This is a genomic window from Bradyrhizobium septentrionale (genome assembly GCF_011516645.4).
GTDB classification, from domain to species: Bacteria; Pseudomonadota; Alphaproteobacteria; order Rhizobiales; family Xanthobacteraceae; genus Bradyrhizobium; species Bradyrhizobium septentrionale.
On sequence record NZ_CP088285.1, the window covers coordinates 3,854,038 to 3,868,932 of the forward strand.

The following is a 14,895-nucleotide window of genomic DNA, read 5'->3' on the forward strand; positions in this document are numbered from 1 at the left end:
CGCATACGCGATGCCATGTGGCATGCGCGATGCGCTGTGGAATCACAAGCGTCGGCCTGCTAAGCGCGGCCGATGGATACGACTCAACGCGATAGAACAGTCGGTTTTCTCTGCCTGGTCATCACGGCGTTCGGCTGGGCCCTGAACTGGCCGCTGATGAAGCTGTTGCTGCAGCAATGGCCGCCGCTGTTCGCCCGCGGGCTCGCCGGCACCTGCGCCGCCGTGATCCTGGGCACGCTGGCGCTGGCCCGCGGCCAGTCGCTGGCCGTGCCGCGCGAGGCGATCCCGCGGCTGTTGTTCGCCTCCTTCACCAATGTCTTTGCCTGGATGGGCTTTGGCACCATCGCGATGAAATTCGTCACCGTCGGCGAGGGCGCGCTGCTGGCCTACACGATGCCGATCTGGGCGATGCTGTTCGCCTGGCCGGTGCTGCACAGCCGCCCGACCTTGCGGGATCTCGCCGCGCTGGTGCTCGGCGTCGCCGGCGTTGCACTGCTGCTCGGCGGCAATGGCTTTGCCTTCAGCGCCGGCAAGCTCATCGGAATTGCGCTGGCGCTCGCCTGCGCCATCCTGTTCGCGCTCGGCAATGTGCTGAACCGCAAGCCGCTGCCGATGCCGCCGCTCGCGGTGGTGGCCTGGCAGGTCGGCATCGGCTGTCTCGTCATGCTGCTGCTCGGCATTCTCTTCGAGCACCCGAACTATGCCGCGATCACGCCGGTCGGCCTCGGCTGCTTTGCCTATATGACGCTGATGCCGATGGGCATCTGCTACCTCACGTGGTTCGAGACGCTGCGCCGCCTGCCGCCGACGTCGGCGTCGACCGGCATGCTGCTGGTACCTGTCATCGGCGTGGTCTCGGCCGCGATCATCCTCGGCGAGCCGCTTGGCCTGCGCGAGATCGGCGCCATGGCGCTGACGCTCGGCGGGGTAACGCTGGCGCTGCAGCGGGCCTGAGCGCGCAGCGGACGGAACCGACGTTCGCGAGGCGCGTTCTCCCCAAAAGGGAGCTTGGCCATGCGAAAGGCAATCGCGCGGCTTGATGCGGAGCAGAAGGCGCAACTGCTTTATCTCGCGGATCTCGGCACGGCGATGTTCTCGTCGGCGCTCGTGGTCTCGATCCTGAAGGGGATCGTGGACCTCTTCGTCGCGGCTTGAGCCGCGACACTCCTGCGCGCCAACGCGCCGTCAATCCTCTTGCGGCGCGTCCCCTTGGGTGTGCCCGTCCGGCCCCCGATTAAACACCCCATACTCGCTCGATTTCACCCCGGCCCCGCCGACGACGCCGTTTCCGGCAAGGCCGATCTTGAGCAGCTCGCGGACGGCCGCGGCGCGGGTCGGCATGCGATGCTTGAATCGGAAATCGTCGAGAGCAGCCAATTCCTCGGGTGACAACATGACTTGAAGACGTTCAGCGCGAAGCTCATTCATCGCAAATCGCCCAGAATTAGTTAGTTGAGTAATTTGCTAAACGATCCAAGTTGCGGCGGGTTCCTCAAGTCCCTAAAAAAACATCAATTGAGCATGTTTATCAAGTTATATCAATGGCTTAGACAAAAGATTGAGGAACGATCCGGGTACCTCTCCGTTATCTCGCGGGAGTGATGCCATGACCAACCACGTCAAGTTGCCCCGCAAGCTATCCGAGGAGCCGGAAGCCCCTGAACCGCGGCGTCCGAGCCACGCACAGGTCATCGATCAACTGGACCGCTGGGCCAACAGTCCCGGTCTGCAACCGCCAAGGGTGAGTGATGAAGACGATTCGGAAGCGGAAGCGATCTGAACCCCACACATTCGAGCAGCGCCTCGACGAGCACCGGGTGCGGCTGGAAAGCCGGCTCGCGCAGCTGCCGCGCGGCGCCGAACGCGAGCAGATTGCGGCGCGCATCGAGCAGCTGCGGACCGCCGTCGAGCTGAACGCGATGCTGTCGATGAGCGAGTGAACAGCGAAGCGGCGGATGGCTACTTGCTCCCGCCGCGCCGCTCGCCTACCATTCCCACGTTGATGGGGATGGAGTCCCCCGATAACCGCCGCAAGGCTGATGACTCCTACCGGGCGCGAGAGCGTCGGTAGGAGCATGCGCCGCCGCCGACCCGCTACACGCGCCCCGCGAACGAGAAGGGGCAGAGCATGACGGGTCTTCTTGGGTCACTCTCAATCGCATTGTCGCTGGTCGGGTCGATCTGGCTCGTCGGCGCCGTCGCCCTGTGGGTCGGCGCGCCGGACGAGCTGGTCGCCGCGACCTTCGTTGTCGGGCTTGTGACGGGCATCGTCGAGTGGCGGGGCAGAGAGGCGAGAAATTGAACGTTCAATTGTTGGCGGCGGTCGCGATCGGCGGCTCGCTGGGGTCGGTCGCGCGCTATCTGGTGGCGATCGGCGCGGGACGCCTGGTCGGCACGGAATTTCCCTGGGGCACGCTGGCGATCAATATCGTGGGCTCGTTCCTGATCGGCGTCTTCGCGGAGTCCTTCGCGTTGAGCTGGAATGTCAGCCAGGCGACGCGGGTGTTTCTCACCGTCGGCATCTGCGGCGGCTTCACCACCTTCTCGACCTTCTCGCTCGATGCCATCGTGCTGATGCAGCGGGGCGAGTTATGGTCGGCCGGGGCCTACATCGCAGCCTCCGTCGCGCTCTCGATCCTCGCGCTGTTCGGCGGCCTGCTGCTGGTCAGGGCGCTCGCGGCCTAACCAGCCGCCCTGCCGTTCCAGAAAAGTGAAGGGCTGGAGGTATCGTCCGCCGCCCGGAATCCTTGGCGCGCCCGGGGCCAGCCGGTAGTATGGAACCCGGATGATGGTCAGCGGACAAGGGAAAGAGCGGGGGATGAAGCATGTCGACGTCGCGGTGATTGCTGCCACGCTGTGGCTGCTGGCGTCGATGGTGCTGGACATCCTGACGCCGAAGTCGATCACCGCGCTGATGATCGCTGCCGCGCTTGCCCCGCCGTTCCTGATCGGGATCGGCATCCATTTCGCGCGCGAATATTTCAAGGCCAAGCGGCGCAGCTACCCGCCGCCGCAGGGACGGACGCTTCAGGATCTGAGCGGGGCAGGGCTGCAAGAAGGGCCGCACGAGCCGCATTGAACTGCGCAAATGGCTTGCTAAGCTCGCGCCATGACCGAGCATCTTCCCGATACGATCAGCCGCCTCTACACTGACCCAGGCGAATATGTCGACAGCGACCATCCCGCCGTCGCAGCGTTCGCCCGCGCCGCCGTGCCGGCCGACGCCAGCGCGCGCGACAGAGCGAGCCGGCTCTACACCGCGGTGCGCGACGGCATCCGCTACAATCCCTACGTCAGCATGCGCTCGCCGGAGAGCTTCCGCGCCTCCAGCGTGCTCGCTGCCGGCAACGGCTATTGCGTCGGCAAGGCGGCGCTCTATGCGGCGGCCTGCCGGGTCCACGGCATCCCGGCCCGGGTCGGCTTCGCCGACGTCCGCAACCACCTGACCACCGAGAAGCTGCGCCAGAGCATGGGCTCGGACCTGTTCACCTGGCACGGCTTCACCGAAGTGTTCGTCGACGGCGCCTGGCGCAAGGCGACCCCGACCTTCAATGACACGCTGTGCGCCAAGCTCGGCGTCAAGCCGCTCGATTTCGACGGCCATTCCGATGCGCTGCTGCATCCCTTCGACGGCGCCGGGCGCGCCTACATGCAGTATGTCAACGACCACGGCACCTATCACGACGTCCCCGCCAAGTTCCTGATGCGCGAGATGGCGCGCGACTACGCCAACATGCAGGGCGAGGACATGTCCGGCCGCGACATGGAACGGGAAGCCGCCGAGCAGTGAGGCTGTGCGCGCGCCGCGGCGGGCGGCTGCGCTGACCGGCTTCATCCTGGTCGCGGTCGGGCAGGCCTCCAACCAGGTGCTGGCGCGGGGCCTAGCCGGTTCGGTGCCGCCGTTTTCGCTGGCTTTCTTCCGCTGGAGCATCATCGCGATCGGGCTGGCGCCGTTTGCGATCGCGGCTGTCAGGGACGGCAAGATCCCGCTGGCACAGAATCTCTGGCCGATCTTCGCCGCGGGCTTCCTCGGCATGTTCCTGTGCGGCGGCCCGGTCTACATCGCGGGCATCACGACGACCGCAATCCATATCGCGCTGATCTTCGCGCTGTCGCCGATCATGGTGCTGCTGATTTCGGCGGCGCTCGGCATCGAGCATATCGGGCCGCTGCAGTGGCTCGGCACGGCGCTCGCGCTGGCCGGCGCGCTGTTGATCGTCTCGGGCGGCCATCTGGAAACGCTGACGCAATCGAGCGCGGCCTGGGGTGACCTGCTGGTGGTGCTCGCGATGCTGGGCTGGTCCGGCTACACGCTGATGCAGTCGCGCGTCGCGCCGCGCGCCTCGTTGCTGGCGCGGGTCAGCCTGTTCTCGGCGGCCGGGGCGCTGTGCTCGCTGCCGCCGGCGATCCGGGAGATGTGGGCCACGCCGGCGGAGGTCTTCAGCGTCAGGGCGTTCGAGGCCTATGTCTTCGCCGGCCTCGTGCCCGGCCTGATCGCCTATGCCGGCTTCGCCTGGCTCGGCGCACGGTTCGGCTCGGTGCGGACCTCGCTCGTGCTCTACGTCGCGCCGATCGCCAGCGCGCTGTTGTCCTGGATCATCCTCGGCGAGCCGCCGAAGCTGATCCATCTGATCGGCGGCCTTTTGATCCTCGGCGGCGTCTGGGCCAGCCTGCGCAAGTAGAGCCAGTTCCCTCCGGTGCAACCTTTTCCGGCCTCGTGCGTTGAATCCAGCGTTGATTCAAGAGCTTAGTTGGAGGCCATATGAATTTGACTCCCCAGCAGCGGAAGGTCCGTAACGAGTTGCGTCAGCAAGAGGCGTCGGAGGCGATCAAGGAGCATCGCGCCAGCGAGAAGGCCTTCTACGACAATTTCCAGCGTCTCAAGGCCGAGCGGCAGGCGCGCGAAGCCGCGCAGTCCAAGACGAAGACGCAATCCGCTTCAAAATAGGCCTTCGAAATAAACTTGGGAACGTCACCCCCATTGTCCGGATTGCCCGGACGTTACCGGCCGAAAAGGAGTGGACGCGATCGGAAGGGGCAATCGGGTTCACCCCAATGACGAGATGAAATCTCCAGCCCATGGAGGGACGTCCGATGTATTTTGCCGACAGCAAGACGGTGACCTGCAAATGCGGCGAGCCCCTGAGCGAGCTGATGCTCGTCGACGACCAGACGACCGGAATCAAGTTTCACGTCGGTCGCTGCCTGTCCTGCCGTGAAGTGACGGTCGTTCGCTCCCAGGACATGCCGGCAAACGATAACGCTTAGTCAGGCGGTCATCTCGACAGTGAGGGGATTAGCCCTCGGCGCCTCACTCCAAATGCAACCGGTGAGTGAGATGCTGGCTGACGCCCCGTCCGCAGCAGACCGCAAAAAAGAGCAGGGCGCGACCGGCATCACCACGGTCGCGCCCTACGTCGCCGGTCAATGGGGCAGGGGGAATAACCGGCTCTTGCAATGACTCGCGAACCCCCGGACTCGTTCCGTGCGCGTGAAAATATTTTCGTACACGGTTAAGTGATGGCCGGACGCGAGAACTCCACAGGTTCCGCTCGCGTTGTGTCCGTGATCGCCAAGGGAAATTTCCATGGGGCGAGGGACATCACCATGTCAAAGATTCAAAAGGGAATTTTCGCTGCGTTGGCGGGCGGATTGACGCTTGGCGCGGTGCAGCTCGCATCCGGCCACGATCTCATTGGAACTCAGAAGGTCACCACCGCACTGGCGCCGGAGAGCGCGGTCAACCGCGCCGCCAAGACCGACCGCGCCGCGGTTCCATCAAGCGGCCTGCCGAGCCGCACCGTCGCGCTGAAGGTCGACCGGCTTCCCGAGACGTCGGTGCTGGTCCGCGTCCCCGTGGCGCGGGAAGAGGCTCGCAATCGCCCCGCAGCACCCGCCCGGGCCCGGCCCGGCGACACCCGCAAGGTGGCCTGCGAGCCTGTGGTCAGCGTTTTGACCGAAGTGGCCAAGCTGTTGCAGCCCGGCCGCTGCGTGACCTGAGAACGGCGCTCCGCGATCTCAACGAGAGGCTCCGCGATCTCAACAGGCACAGCTGTCATCGCCCGCGAAAGCGGGCGATCCAGTATTCCAGAGGCAGTCGTGAGTGAGCCGATGAGCTGCGGCGTACTGGATCGCCCGGTCAAGCCGGGCGATGACACCGGTTGGATGGGAGAGGCGCGCGCCATTGCGAGGCGTCACTCCTCCGCCGGCTCGCCACTAGCAGCGGCGCTGCGGCTGGCCATCAGGCCGAGCGCGAGGCCACCGATCGCCAGGATCGGGATCAGCCGTTTCACGCCGATGGCCCGGACGATCTGCAGGCCGGTGGCGATCAATGCGGGGTCGGCGAACATGGTCGCTGCAGCCGATTTAGCAGCCTTGGCCGCTTGCTCGGCGCGCCGGCGTGCCTCGCGTTTGCGCACCGCGTAAACGGCGACGGCAACCAGCGTGACAACCAGGAACACTGCGGCGCCGGACAGGCACGCCTCAACCGGACCGTAATGCTGCAGCACATAGACGAAGGCGGCCGCGCACAGGAAGGCGATGGTGATGGACAGCGCGATCGCGGCGGCGGCGGCAAGCGACGTCAGGCGCAACGCGCTGCCGGTGGATTCCTTGACGTCATTGATCAGCCGCTGAAGCATTGCCGAACCTTGCCTTCGATCTTGCCTTGAAAAGCGCATCGACAAACGAGGCGGCGGCGCGCCAGCGCTGCCATCGCGTCCAGAGGGGAGGTTTGCGCATGACCGCCTCCGCGGGCCTCATCCGAGACGATCCGTTAGCGCCGCCAGGTGAGGCCGATCAGGAAGCCGAGACCGAGCGCCAGGCCGACGGTCGCCAGCGGCCGCTGCGTGATCACCTCCTCCAGCGATTCCTCGATCGAGGATGCCGCGTCCTGCGCCGCGCCCATCATCGCGCTGCCGCGCTCCGACATGTCGTCGAGTGTCGATTCCGCATTGGCGCGCGCATCCTTGTAGCGGCGGCGCGCCTGCTTGCCCGCGTTGTTGGCAAACGAGTTGAGCGCGTCGGTGATCTGTTCGGTGAGGGCTGCGATATCGTTCTTCACGGCGGTGACATCCTTCTCAAGGCGTTCGTAGGTCGCTTTGTCCGTCATGTTTTTGATCCCAAATGCGCTGTCCGTGCTCGACATCGAAAGCTCCCGGAGAATTCGCGTGTTGCAGGGAAAAACGCCTCGCAGCAGGCAAAGTTCCTGATGCGAAACCTGGCCTGATGGCTCGACAGGTCTTCTCGAGCGAGCCGGTGCCTGCTTCGCTTGAAAACGCTTTCTATTCCTCGGGCAGCTGCGGCGAATTGTCCGGCATCAAATGCTCTTTCACGATCAACGCCACGATCAATAGCGGCGACGACAGAAAGGCGCCCATCGGGCCCCACAGCCAGGTCCAAAACGCGAGCGCGAGGAAGACTGCGAGTGCATTCAGCGACAGCCTGCGGCCGACGATCATCGGCGTGACGAAATGCCCTTCCATGAAGGTCACGGCCGCAAAGCAGGCCGCCGCGATCAGCCCGGCACCGATGGTCGGCGAGGCGATGATGCCGACCACGACCAGCACCACGAACATCGCGATCGGGCCGATGATCGGAATGAAGTTCAGCGTCGCGGCGAGTGCGCCGAGCCCGGCCGGAGTGGGCATGCCGGTTGCCGCGCAGATCGCACCGGTGACGATGCCGACGCCGACATTGATTATGGTCACCGTCAGCAGGTAATTGCCGAGATGGGTCTCGATCTCGTTGAGGATGCGCAGCGTGCGCAGCCGCGCCGCGCGTTCGCTGAAGTTCATCACCAGCGCACGGCGCAGGTCCTTCCAGCTCGCGATGAAAAGGATCAGGGTTGCGATGAACAGCAGGAATTCGGCAAAGGTCGGCGACAGGAATTCCAGCGTCGGCTGCACCCATTCGAATTTCGGCAGCTGCAGGGTGGCAAGCGTGTCGGAGCCGCCGAGCATGCTCTGCAGCTCCTGCCATAGCGCTAGCGGCCGGTCGAACACGTGCAGCTTCTCCCTCAGGATCGCGCCGAGCTCGGGCAGCCGCGAGCTCCATTCCATCAGCGGGGCGGAAATCAACCCGACCATGAAGCTAACGGTCGCGCCGACCGCGATCACCAAGAGCACTGCGCCGAGCGGGCGCGGGATCCGGTAGCGTTCGAGCAGGCCTGCCGCCGGCGACAGCATGGTGCCGACGATGAAGGCCATCGTGATCGGCAGGAAGAAAGCGCGCGCCAGATAGAGCACGGCCACTACGACGATCACCAGCAGCGCGACCAGCGCGAATGCGACGACCTCGGCGCGGCTGATCACTGGCGGCAGTTCGGCTTTGCTGTCGGGGAAGGGCGTGCCTTCGGGCGGATTGCCAAGCAGACGTTCACCCGGAAACGCGCGCACCAGTTTCCTCCTGCACGAGGCAAAATGAATTTCGCGCTGCGAGGTCACCCCGCGCGTCCAATAGCGCCTGACAACGGCCCGCGTCGGCAAAGGTTCCATCGCGGGTTCGTGAGACGTTGCGGGTTGACAATCTCGGCCTTGCGATGATTCGCGCCGGAACTGTCTGACGGCCACGCGCGTTGCTCGTGCATCGCATCACCACGATGCGCATCCCGTCCAGGGGCAGCACATGACACAGCAGTCTCTTTCCAGCCGCCGGCTTGCGCCGCGCGCCGCGCGCAACCTTGCCTTCGCCAGCGTCCTGTTCGTGACGCCATTGGTCATCGCGACTTCGGCCAGCGCCCAAGTCCGCTCGTCTGCGCTCGGCTATGCGTCGACGCAGCCGGGTGCATTTCCGTCCGATGAGGTGATGAACGATCCCTCGACCGGGGCCAGCGAGGACGGCGCGCTGCCGGAGCGGCTGCGCCGCACCACCGTCGCGCTCAACACGACGGAAGCGCCCGGCACCATCATCATCGATACCGGCAACACCGCGCTCTATTACGTGCTCGGTGGCGGCCGGGCGATTCGTTACGGCGTCGGCGTCGGCCGCGAGGGCTTTACCTGGGCCGGCGTGCAGACGATCAGCCGCAAGGCCGAATGGCCGGACTGGCATCCGCCGGCCGAGATGATCAAGCGCCAGCCCTATCTGCCGCGCTTCATGGCCGGCGGCCCCGGCAATCCGCTCGGCGCACGCGCGATGTATCTCGGTTCCAGCGAGTACCGCATCCACGGCACCAACGATCCGTCGACGATCGGCAAGTACGTGTCGTCGGGCTGCATCCGCCTGACCAATGAGGATGTCTCCGACCTGTTCAGCCGGGTCGATGTCGGCACCAAAGTCGTGGTGCTGCCGAAGAACGCGCCGCATCTCGCCGCCCGCGAGCTCGGCCCGACCACGACGCAGATTTCAGTCCGGCCGGCGCCGGTGCAGCCGCGTCCGGCGATGATGACGCTGCCCTCAGGCCGCCAGGCGATGAACATTCCGACCGCTTCCTCGTTGTACTGAGGATCGGCGTTGTATGAGGGGCGATGATGGTGAAGCGATATTCCAGGCGGTGGGTGTTCGGGACGGCGGCGTTGCTTGGCCTGTCCCTTGCGCCCGCGGCGCAAGCCCAGGATTTCTTCTCGCAACTGTTCGGCGGCTTCATCCAGGGCCGGCCGCCGGTGATCCGCATCCCGTTCGATGACGGCCCGGCGCCTGTCGCGCCGCGGGCCGAGCGTCGCGCGCGCTATGACGGCGGTCAGGCTTACTGCGTGCGGACCTGCGACGGCCGCTATTTCCCGCTGGCCGCGACCGGCAACCAGAGCAAGGCGGAGAGCTGCAACAGCTTCTGCCCGGCGAGCGCGACCGAAGTGGTCTATGGCGGCAATATCGACAACGCCGCGACGGAAGACGGCAAGCCCTATTCCGAGCTGCCGAACGCGTTCCGCTATCGCGACGCGATCGTCGCGGGCTGCACCTGCAACGGCAAGGATCCGGTCGGCCTGGCCGCGGTGAAGATCGAGGACGATCCGACCCTGCGCAAGGGCGACATCGTCGCCGGCAAGGACGGGCTGATGTCGGTCGGCCGCCCGGACCGGCGCGGGGCGTCTCTCAACTTCACGCCGGCGCCGGATCGCATCCGCGCCAAATATCAGCGTCCGGCGGTGCTGGCGCGCGAGTAGCGCCACTTGCACGAGGCGGCCCACTTTCGGTTCCGTGGTCCGGAACCGGGTTCCGTCTCGCACGTTAGCAACGGGCGAACAGCACATTTACCGATGCCATCAGGGGGCCCCGCATGCTCGTCGGCGTACTCGTCACCTTCCTTGTCATTATTCTCGTTCTTTATCTCATCAACATGCTGCCGCTCGACGGCCGCGCCAAGCAGATCGCGCGCGTCGTCGTCATCATCATCGGCATCGTCTCGCTGCTGAAATATTTGGCGGTGTTCTAGACTGAGTTCGTCATTGCGAGGAGCGAAGCGACGAAGCAATCCATGCCTCCACAAGTGGTGAGATGGATTGCTTCGCTTCGCTCGCAATGACGCCTGCGGCACCGCCAACGCCCAACAAAAAGCCCCGGCTCATCGCCGGGGCTATTGCTTGTCGTCGCGACTCGCCGATCAACCGGCGGCCTTGGCCTCGCGGCGGCGCGCGGTGAGGATGTATTCGGTGTAGCCGTTCGGCTGCGTACGGCCCTCGAAGATCAGGTCGCAGGCGGCCTTGAAGGCGACACCGTCGAACGACGGCGCCATCGGCTTGTAGAGGGAATCGCCGGCGTTCTGCTTGTCGACCACGACGGCCATGCGCTTCAGCGACTCCATCACCTGATCTTTGGTGATGACGCCCTGATGCAGCCAGTTCGCCAGATGCTGGCTCGAGATGCGCAGCGTGGCGCGGTCTTCCATCAGGCCGACATCGTGGATGTCGGGCACCTTGGAGCAGCCGACGCCCTGGTCGATCCAGCGCACGACGTAGCCCAAAATACCCTGGCAGTTGTTGTCGATCTCCTGCTTGACGTCGTCGGGCGCCCAGTTCGACTGCGACACCGGAATGGTAAGGATGTCGGAGAGCTTGGCGCGCGGCCCGCCCTTGGCGAGCTCGTGCTGCCGGGCGGTCACATTGACCTGGTGATAGTGCAAGGCGTGCAGCGTGGCCGCGGTCGGCGACGGCACCCAGGCGGTGGTGGCGCCGGCCTGCGGATGGCCGATCTTCTGCACCAGCATGTCGGCCATCTTGTCGGGCGCGGCCCACATGCCCTTGCCGATCTGGGCATGGCCGGGCAGGCCGTCGATCAGGCCGTTGTCGACGTTCCAGTCCTCATAGGCCTTGATCCAGGGCTGCGCCTTCATGTCGTTCTTGCGGATCATCGGACCCGCTTCCATCGAGGTGTGGATCTCGTCGCCGGTGCGGTCGAGGAAGCCGGTGTTGATGAACATGATGCGCTTGGAAGCGCGTTGGATGCAGGCCTTGAGGTTGACCGTGGTGCGGCGCTCCTCGTCCATGATGCCGACCTTCAGCGTGTTCTCCGGTAAGCCGAGCATCTTCTCGACCTCGGCGAACAAGTCGCAGGTCAGCGTCACCTCGTCGGGACCGTGCATCTTCGGCTTGACGATATAGACCGAGCCGGTTCGGCTGTTCTTGACCTTCGAATTGCCCTTGATGTCGTGGATCGCGAGCAGGCCGGCGACCGCGGCATCCAGCAGGCCTTCCGGGATCTCCTCGCCCTTGGCGTCGAGCACCGCGTCGGTGAACATGTGGTGGCCGACATTGCGCATCAGCAGCAGGCTGCGGCCGTGCAGCTTCAGCTCGCTGCCATCGGGCTTCTTGTAGACGCGATCGGCATTGAGCGCGCGGGTCAGCGTCTTGCCGCCCTTGTCGAAATCGGCCGACAGCGTGCCGTTCATCAGGCCGAGCGTGTTGCGATAGACCAGCACCTTGTCCTCGGCGTCGACGGCGGCGACCGAGTCTTCCATGTCGAGAATGGTGGAGACCGCCGATTCCAGGATCATGTCGGCGACGCCGGCCGGATCGTCCTTGCCGATGATGTTGCTGCGGTCGATCTTGATCTCGACATGCATGCCGTTGTTGACGAGCAGGATCGCGGAAGGCTGGGCCGCATCGCCCTGATAGCCGGCGAACTGGGCGCCGTCCTTCAGCGCGGTCGAATTGCCGCTCTTCAGCTTGGCCGACAGCTGGCCGGCGATCACGCTGTAGGAGGTCACGTCGGTATGGCTTGCGGTCGCAAGCGGCGCCGATGCGTCGAGGAAGGCCTTTGCCTTGGCGATCACCTTGTCGCCGCGGGCCTTGTTGTAGCCCTTGCCACTTTCGCTCGGATCATGCGGGATTGCGTCGGTGCCGTAGAAGGCATCGTACAGCGAACCCCAGCGCGCGTTGGCGGCGTTCAGCGCGTAGCGGGCGTTGGTCAACGGCACCACGAGCTGCGGGCCGCAGATCTTGCCGATTTCCTCGTCGACGTTTGATGTCTCGACCTTGTGGGTCGCGGGCTCCGGCAAGAGGTAGCCGATGTCCTTGAGGAACGCGGTGTAGGCGTTGATGTCGAACGCCTTGCCCTTGTGGGCGCGGTGCCAGTCGTCGATCTTGGCTTGCAGCGTGTCGCGGACCGCGAGCAACTCGCGGTTCTTCGGTCCGAGCTTCTGGATGATGGCGGCAAGTCCGGCCCAGAACGCCTCGGGAGCGATCCCGGTCTTGGGCGTCGCCTCCTTGGCGATGAAATCGAACAGGACAGGGGCGATCTTCAATCCATGGGCATCGACACGAGTCATGATGGGCTTTCTCAAAGAAACGGGCGTTTTAGGAGCTGTTTTCGAAAGAAATCAGCAAAAAACGCGCCAAAGGGCCGCGTTCACGGCCCTTTTAGCCCTAAAGTCCCGGCTCTGAGAAGGCCCTCTGTCACCCCACTCTCAGGTGTCATGCCCCGCTTCAAGCGGGGCATCCAGTACGCCGCGGCCTATCGGCTCACGCACGGGCGTCTCTGGACTACTGGATCGCCCGGACAAGCCGGGCGATGAAAGGCGAGCGAGGTCAGATATTCGCCGCGAGATCGGTCAGTTCGTCGAACAGGATACCGGTCTCGGCCAGCATCCGCTCGATCTCGTCGGTGGCCTCGGTGACCGAGCGGTTCGAGGTATCGATGGTCAATTCGTTGCCGGCCGGCGGCTGGTAGTCGTTGGTGATGCCGGTAAAGGACGGCAAGCCACCGGAACGGGCCTTGGCGTAGTGGCCCTTGGGGTCGCGGGTCTCGCAGACCTCGGCAGGCGTCGCGACATAGATCTCGCGGAACGCGCTGTCGGCGATGCGGCGGGCCGTCGCACGGTCGGCGGCCGACGGCGACACCGCGGCGACGATCGCGATATGACCGTTGCGCGCCAGATGGGTCGCGACCTCGGCGAGGCGGCGGATGTTCTCAGCCCGATCCTGCGGCGAGAAGCCGAGATCGCTGTTGAGGCCCGCACGCAGCGTGTCGCCGTCGAGCAGGATCGGCGAGCCGCCATTGCCGAACAGGCGGCGCTCCAGCGCCCGCGCCAGCGTCGATTTGCCCGAGCCGGGGAGGCCGGTCAGCCAGATCACCGCGCCGTTGTGGTGGTAGCGCGCCGAGCGCTCGTCCGCACGCAGCGCGGACTCGACCGGCACGATATCGACCGGCACGGCAGGCCGGCCGGCGTCGACCGACAGCACGAGGCCGCCGCCGGCGATTCGGCCGTTGACCTCGATCACCAGGCGCCCGGTGCGCGGATTGTCAGTGTAGGGATCGGTCGCCACCGGCTGCGCCAGCGAGATGTCGATCTCACCGACATGGTTGCGCGCGATCGCGCTGTTCTCTTCGTTCGACAGCGCGCCGGGGTCGATCGCCTTTTCGATCGCGACCACGGTGGCGCGGCTTTCCTTGGTGCCGAGCCGGATCAGGATCTGCTCGCCCTTGGTCAGCGGCTTGTCGTGCAGCCAGAAGATCCGCGCGCGGATGCGGCGGGTGTCGCGCGGGCTCTGTCCGCTATGTCCGATGATGTCGCCGCGCTCGAGGAACAGCTCGCGGTCGAGCGTGATGCCGACCGAGCGCCCCGCGCCGTGCGGGCCGTTGACCGGCGTCACCGGCCAGCTCTCGACCGTCTTGATCCTGGCGATCTTGCCGGTCGGCATGATCACGATCTCGTCGCCGGCCTTGAGGCTGCCGGACTCGATGCGGCCCGCCACGATGCGGCGGTCGTCGAACTTGTAGATCGCCTGCACCGGCAGCCGCAGCGGCAACTCGGCGAGCGGACGCGCCGGCTCGAGCGCATCGAGCGCATCGACCACGGTCGGTCCCTTGTACCACTCGATCCGCGCCGTGCGCTCGGCGACGCCATCGCCGTCGCGCGCCGAGATCGGGATCACAGCCGTCGGCTTGACGCCGAGGCCGATCAGATGCGCCGAAATCTCGTCGCTGATCTCCTTGAATCTCTCAGCGCTGAAGTCGACGCGGTCCATCTTGTTGACGACGACCGCAACCTGCTTCACGCCGAGCAGATGCAGCAGGTAGCCGTGACGGCGGGTCTGGTCGCGCACGCCTTCGAGCGCATCGATGATCAGCACGGCGCCGTCGGCCTGCGAGGCGCCGGTGATCATGTTGCGCAAAAACTCTGCATGGCCGGGCGCGTCGATCAGCACGACGTCGCGCGAGCGGGTACGAAAGCGGATCTGGGTGGTGTCGATGGTGATGCCCTGGTCGCGCTCGGTCTGCAGCGCGTCGAGCAGGAACGACCATTCGAACGGCATGCCGCGCCGCGCGCTGACCGCCTTCAGCATTTCCAGCTTGCCGTCCGGCAGGCTGCCGGTCTCATGCAGCAGGCGCCCGACCAGCGTCGACTTGCCGTGATCGACATGGCCGACGATGACGATGCGCACTTGCGGCCGCGTCGTGCCGTTGGGCGTTGCCGAGATCGAGGCGGTGGGAAGGATCATGTTCATCGGAACGCTCGCG

General features: G+C 65.4%; 21 protein-coding genes and 1 riboswitch. Of the genes, 15 read left to right on the forward strand and 6 right to left on the reverse strand.

Annotated elements, in window-relative coordinates:
- Positions 1-72: 72 nt before the first annotated feature.
- Both HAP48_RS19960 and HAP48_RS19965 read left to right on the forward strand, forming a co-directional pair.
- Positions 73-954 carry a DMT family transporter gene (locus HAP48_RS19960; protein WP_166210982.1) on the forward strand — a complete coding sequence of 294 codons (882 nt, stop codon included), beginning with the start codon at positions 73-75 and terminating at the stop codon, positions 952-954.
- 60 nt (positions 955-1,014) lie between these two features.
- Positions 1,015-1,155, forward strand: coding sequence for a hypothetical protein (locus HAP48_RS19965; protein WP_156928304.1), 141 nt, complete (start codon positions 1,015-1,017; stop codon positions 1,153-1,155).
- 30 nt (positions 1,156-1,185) lie between these two features.
- On the opposite strand, the gene HAP48_RS19970 is transcribed toward HAP48_RS19965, so the two are convergent.
- Positions 1,186-1,428 (reverse strand): hypothetical protein, encoded by a 243-nt coding sequence (locus HAP48_RS19970; RefSeq protein ID WP_166210979.1) that lies wholly within the window; start codon positions 1,426-1,428, stop codon positions 1,186-1,188.
- Positions 1,429-1,606: 178 nt separating this feature from the next.
- On the opposite strand from HAP48_RS19970, the gene HAP48_RS19975 reads away from it, so the two are divergent.
- The 10 genes from HAP48_RS19975 (at position 1,607) to HAP48_RS20020 (ending at position 6,000) form a co-directional block, all read left to right on the forward strand.
- Positions 1,607-1,780 carry a hypothetical protein gene (locus HAP48_RS19975; protein ID WP_165126504.1) on the forward strand — a complete coding sequence of 58 codons (174 nt, stop codon included), beginning with the start codon at positions 1,607-1,609 and terminating at the stop codon, positions 1,778-1,780.
- The gene (locus HAP48_RS19980; RefSeq protein ID WP_166202899.1) at positions 1,749-1,940 is read left to right on the forward strand and encodes a hypothetical protein; all 192 of its coding nucleotides are present in this window, start codon (positions 1,749-1,751) and stop codon (positions 1,938-1,940) included. Before HAP48_RS19975 ends, HAP48_RS19980 begins: the two co-directional genes overlap by 32 nt.
- A 55-nt stretch (positions 1,941-1,995) precedes the next feature.
- A riboswitch (Fluoride riboswitch) is annotated at positions 1,996-2,056 on the forward strand.
- A gap of 72 nt (positions 2,057-2,128) precedes the next feature.
- Entirely contained in the window at positions 2,129-2,302 is a 174-nt protein-coding gene (locus HAP48_RS19985; RefSeq protein WP_166202896.1) for a hypothetical protein, read from the forward strand.
- Positions 2,299-2,685 (forward strand): fluoride efflux transporter CrcB, encoded by a 387-nt coding sequence (gene crcB / locus HAP48_RS19990; protein ID WP_166210976.1) that lies wholly within the window; start codon positions 2,299-2,301, stop codon positions 2,683-2,685. The genes HAP48_RS19985 and crcB overlap by 4 nt, the downstream gene beginning before the upstream one ends.
- A 133-nt stretch (positions 2,686-2,818) precedes the next feature.
- Complete coding sequence (locus tag HAP48_RS19995; protein ID WP_224496517.1) at positions 2,819-3,079, forward strand: hypothetical protein; 261 nt, start codon at positions 2,819-2,821, stop codon at positions 3,077-3,079.
- A gap of 30 nt (positions 3,080-3,109) precedes the next feature.
- On the forward strand, positions 3,110-3,790 hold the full coding sequence (locus tag HAP48_RS20000) for a transglutaminase-like domain-containing protein (RefSeq protein WP_166210973.1): 681 nt from the start codon (positions 3,110-3,112) through the stop codon (positions 3,788-3,790).
- 4 nt (positions 3,791-3,794) lie between these two features.
- Positions 3,795-4,682 (forward strand): DMT family transporter, encoded by an 888-nt coding sequence (locus tag HAP48_RS20005; protein WP_166210970.1) that lies wholly within the window; start codon positions 3,795-3,797, stop codon positions 4,680-4,682.
- Between the two features lie 80 nt (positions 4,683-4,762).
- Complete coding sequence (locus tag HAP48_RS20010) at positions 4,763-4,948, forward strand: hypothetical protein (RefSeq protein WP_166210967.1); 186 nt, start codon at positions 4,763-4,765, stop codon at positions 4,946-4,948.
- Positions 4,949-5,094: 146 nt separating this feature from the next.
- Positions 5,095-5,268, forward strand: a complete 174-nt coding sequence (locus HAP48_RS20015; RefSeq protein WP_165126501.1) for a hypothetical protein — start codon at positions 5,095-5,097, stop codon at positions 5,266-5,268.
- A gap of 339 nt (positions 5,269-5,607) precedes the next feature.
- Positions 5,608-6,000 (forward strand): hypothetical protein, encoded by a 393-nt coding sequence (locus HAP48_RS20020; protein WP_166210964.1) that lies wholly within the window; start codon positions 5,608-5,610, stop codon positions 5,998-6,000.
- Positions 6,001-6,194: 194 nt separating this feature from the next.
- On the opposite strand, the gene HAP48_RS20025 is transcribed toward HAP48_RS20020, so the two are convergent.
- From HAP48_RS20025 to HAP48_RS20035, 3 genes are all read right to left on the reverse strand, one after another.
- Positions 6,195-6,641, reverse strand: a complete 447-nt coding sequence (locus tag HAP48_RS20025; RefSeq protein ID WP_166210961.1) for a hypothetical protein — start codon at positions 6,639-6,641, stop codon at positions 6,195-6,197.
- 134 nt (positions 6,642-6,775) lie between these two features.
- On the reverse strand, positions 6,776-7,147 hold the full coding sequence (locus tag HAP48_RS20030) for an ElaB/YgaM/YqjD family protein (RefSeq protein WP_166210958.1): 372 nt from the start codon (positions 7,145-7,147) through the stop codon (positions 6,776-6,778).
- Positions 7,148-7,283: 136 nt separating this feature from the next.
- Positions 7,284-8,396, reverse strand: coding sequence for an AI-2E family transporter (locus HAP48_RS20035; RefSeq protein WP_166210955.1), 1,113 nt, complete (start codon positions 8,394-8,396; stop codon positions 7,284-7,286).
- 229 nt (positions 8,397-8,625) lie between these two features.
- Here HAP48_RS20035 and HAP48_RS20040 point away from each other — a divergent pair, with 229 nt between their 5' ends.
- The 3 genes from HAP48_RS20040 to HAP48_RS20050 all read left to right on the forward strand — a co-directional run bounded on the left by HAP48_RS20040 (position 8,626) and on the right by HAP48_RS20050 (position 10,372).
- Positions 8,626-9,444 carry a L,D-transpeptidase gene (locus HAP48_RS20040; protein ID WP_166210952.1) on the forward strand — a complete coding sequence of 273 codons (819 nt, stop codon included), beginning with the start codon at positions 8,626-8,628 and terminating at the stop codon, positions 9,442-9,444.
- A 26-nt stretch (positions 9,445-9,470) separates the two neighbouring features.
- Complete coding sequence (locus HAP48_RS20045; RefSeq protein WP_166216198.1) at positions 9,471-10,103, forward strand: DUF2865 domain-containing protein; 633 nt, start codon at positions 9,471-9,473, stop codon at positions 10,101-10,103.
- A gap of 113 nt (positions 10,104-10,216) precedes the next feature.
- Positions 10,217-10,372 (forward strand): Thivi_2564 family membrane protein, encoded by a 156-nt coding sequence (locus HAP48_RS20050; protein ID WP_021076357.1) that lies wholly within the window; start codon positions 10,217-10,219, stop codon positions 10,370-10,372.
- A 168-nt stretch (positions 10,373-10,540) separates the two neighbouring features.
- Here HAP48_RS20050 and HAP48_RS20055 read toward each other — a convergent pair whose 3' ends face one another.
- Positions 10,541-12,703 carry a malate synthase G gene (locus tag HAP48_RS20055; RefSeq protein WP_166210948.1) on the reverse strand — a complete coding sequence of 721 codons (2,163 nt, stop codon included), beginning with the start codon at positions 12,701-12,703 and terminating at the stop codon, positions 10,541-10,543.
- A 259-nt stretch (positions 12,704-12,962) separates the two neighbouring features.
- On the reverse strand, positions 12,963-14,882 hold the full coding sequence (gene cysC, locus HAP48_RS20060; RefSeq protein ID WP_166210944.1) for an adenylyl-sulfate kinase: 1,920 nt from the start codon (positions 14,880-14,882) through the stop codon (positions 12,963-12,965).
- Positions 14,883-14,895 lie beyond the last annotated feature (13 nt).

Bases quoted from the DNA above. Each gene is read 5' to 3' on its own strand.
- HAP48_RS19960 (WP_166210982.1), top strand. From the start codon at position 73: ATGGATACGACTCAACGCGATAGAACAGTCGGTTTTCTCTGCCTGGTC.
- HAP48_RS19965 (WP_156928304.1), top strand. From the start codon at position 1,015: ATGCGAAAGGCAATCGCGCGGCTTGATGCGGAGCAGAAGGCGCAACTG.
- HAP48_RS19970 (WP_166210979.1), bottom strand. From the start codon at position 1,428: ATGAATGAGCTTCGCGCTGAACGTCTTCAAGTCATGTTGTCACCCGAG.
- HAP48_RS19975 (WP_165126504.1), top strand. From the start codon at position 1,607: ATGACCAACCACGTCAAGTTGCCCCGCAAGCTATCCGAGGAGCCGGAA.
- HAP48_RS19980 (WP_166202899.1), top strand. From the start codon at position 1,749: ATGAAGACGATTCGGAAGCGGAAGCGATCTGAACCCCACACATTCGAG.
- HAP48_RS19985 (WP_166202896.1), top strand. From the start codon at position 2,129: ATGACGGGTCTTCTTGGGTCACTCTCAATCGCATTGTCGCTGGTCGGG.
- HAP48_RS19995 (WP_224496517.1), top strand. From the start codon at position 2,819: ATGAAGCATGTCGACGTCGCGGTGATTGCTGCCACGCTGTGGCTGCTG.
- HAP48_RS20000 (WP_166210973.1), top strand. From the start codon at position 3,110: ATGACCGAGCATCTTCCCGATACGATCAGCCGCCTCTACACTGACCCA.
- HAP48_RS20010 (WP_166210967.1), top strand. From the start codon at position 4,763: ATGAATTTGACTCCCCAGCAGCGGAAGGTCCGTAACGAGTTGCGTCAG.
- HAP48_RS20015 (WP_165126501.1), top strand. From the start codon at position 5,095: ATGTATTTTGCCGACAGCAAGACGGTGACCTGCAAATGCGGCGAGCCC.
- HAP48_RS20020 (WP_166210964.1), top strand. From the start codon at position 5,608: ATGTCAAAGATTCAAAAGGGAATTTTCGCTGCGTTGGCGGGCGGATTG.
- HAP48_RS20025 (WP_166210961.1), bottom strand. From the start codon at position 6,641: ATGCTTCAGCGGCTGATCAATGACGTCAAGGAATCCACCGGCAGCGCG.
- HAP48_RS20030 (WP_166210958.1), bottom strand. From the start codon at position 7,147: ATGTCGAGCACGGACAGCGCATTTGGGATCAAAAACATGACGGACAAA.
- HAP48_RS20040 (WP_166210952.1), top strand. From the start codon at position 8,626: ATGACACAGCAGTCTCTTTCCAGCCGCCGGCTTGCGCCGCGCGCCGCG.
- HAP48_RS20045 (WP_166216198.1), top strand. From the start codon at position 9,471: ATGGTGAAGCGATATTCCAGGCGGTGGGTGTTCGGGACGGCGGCGTTG.
- HAP48_RS20050 (WP_021076357.1), top strand. From the start codon at position 10,217: ATGCTCGTCGGCGTACTCGTCACCTTCCTTGTCATTATTCTCGTTCTT.
- HAP48_RS20055 (WP_166210948.1), bottom strand. From the start codon at position 12,703: ATGACTCGTGTCGATGCCCATGGATTGAAGATCGCCCCTGTCCTGTTC.
- cysC (WP_166210944.1), bottom strand. From the start codon at position 14,882: ATGAACATGATCCTTCCCACCGCCTCGATCTCGGCAACGCCCAACGGC.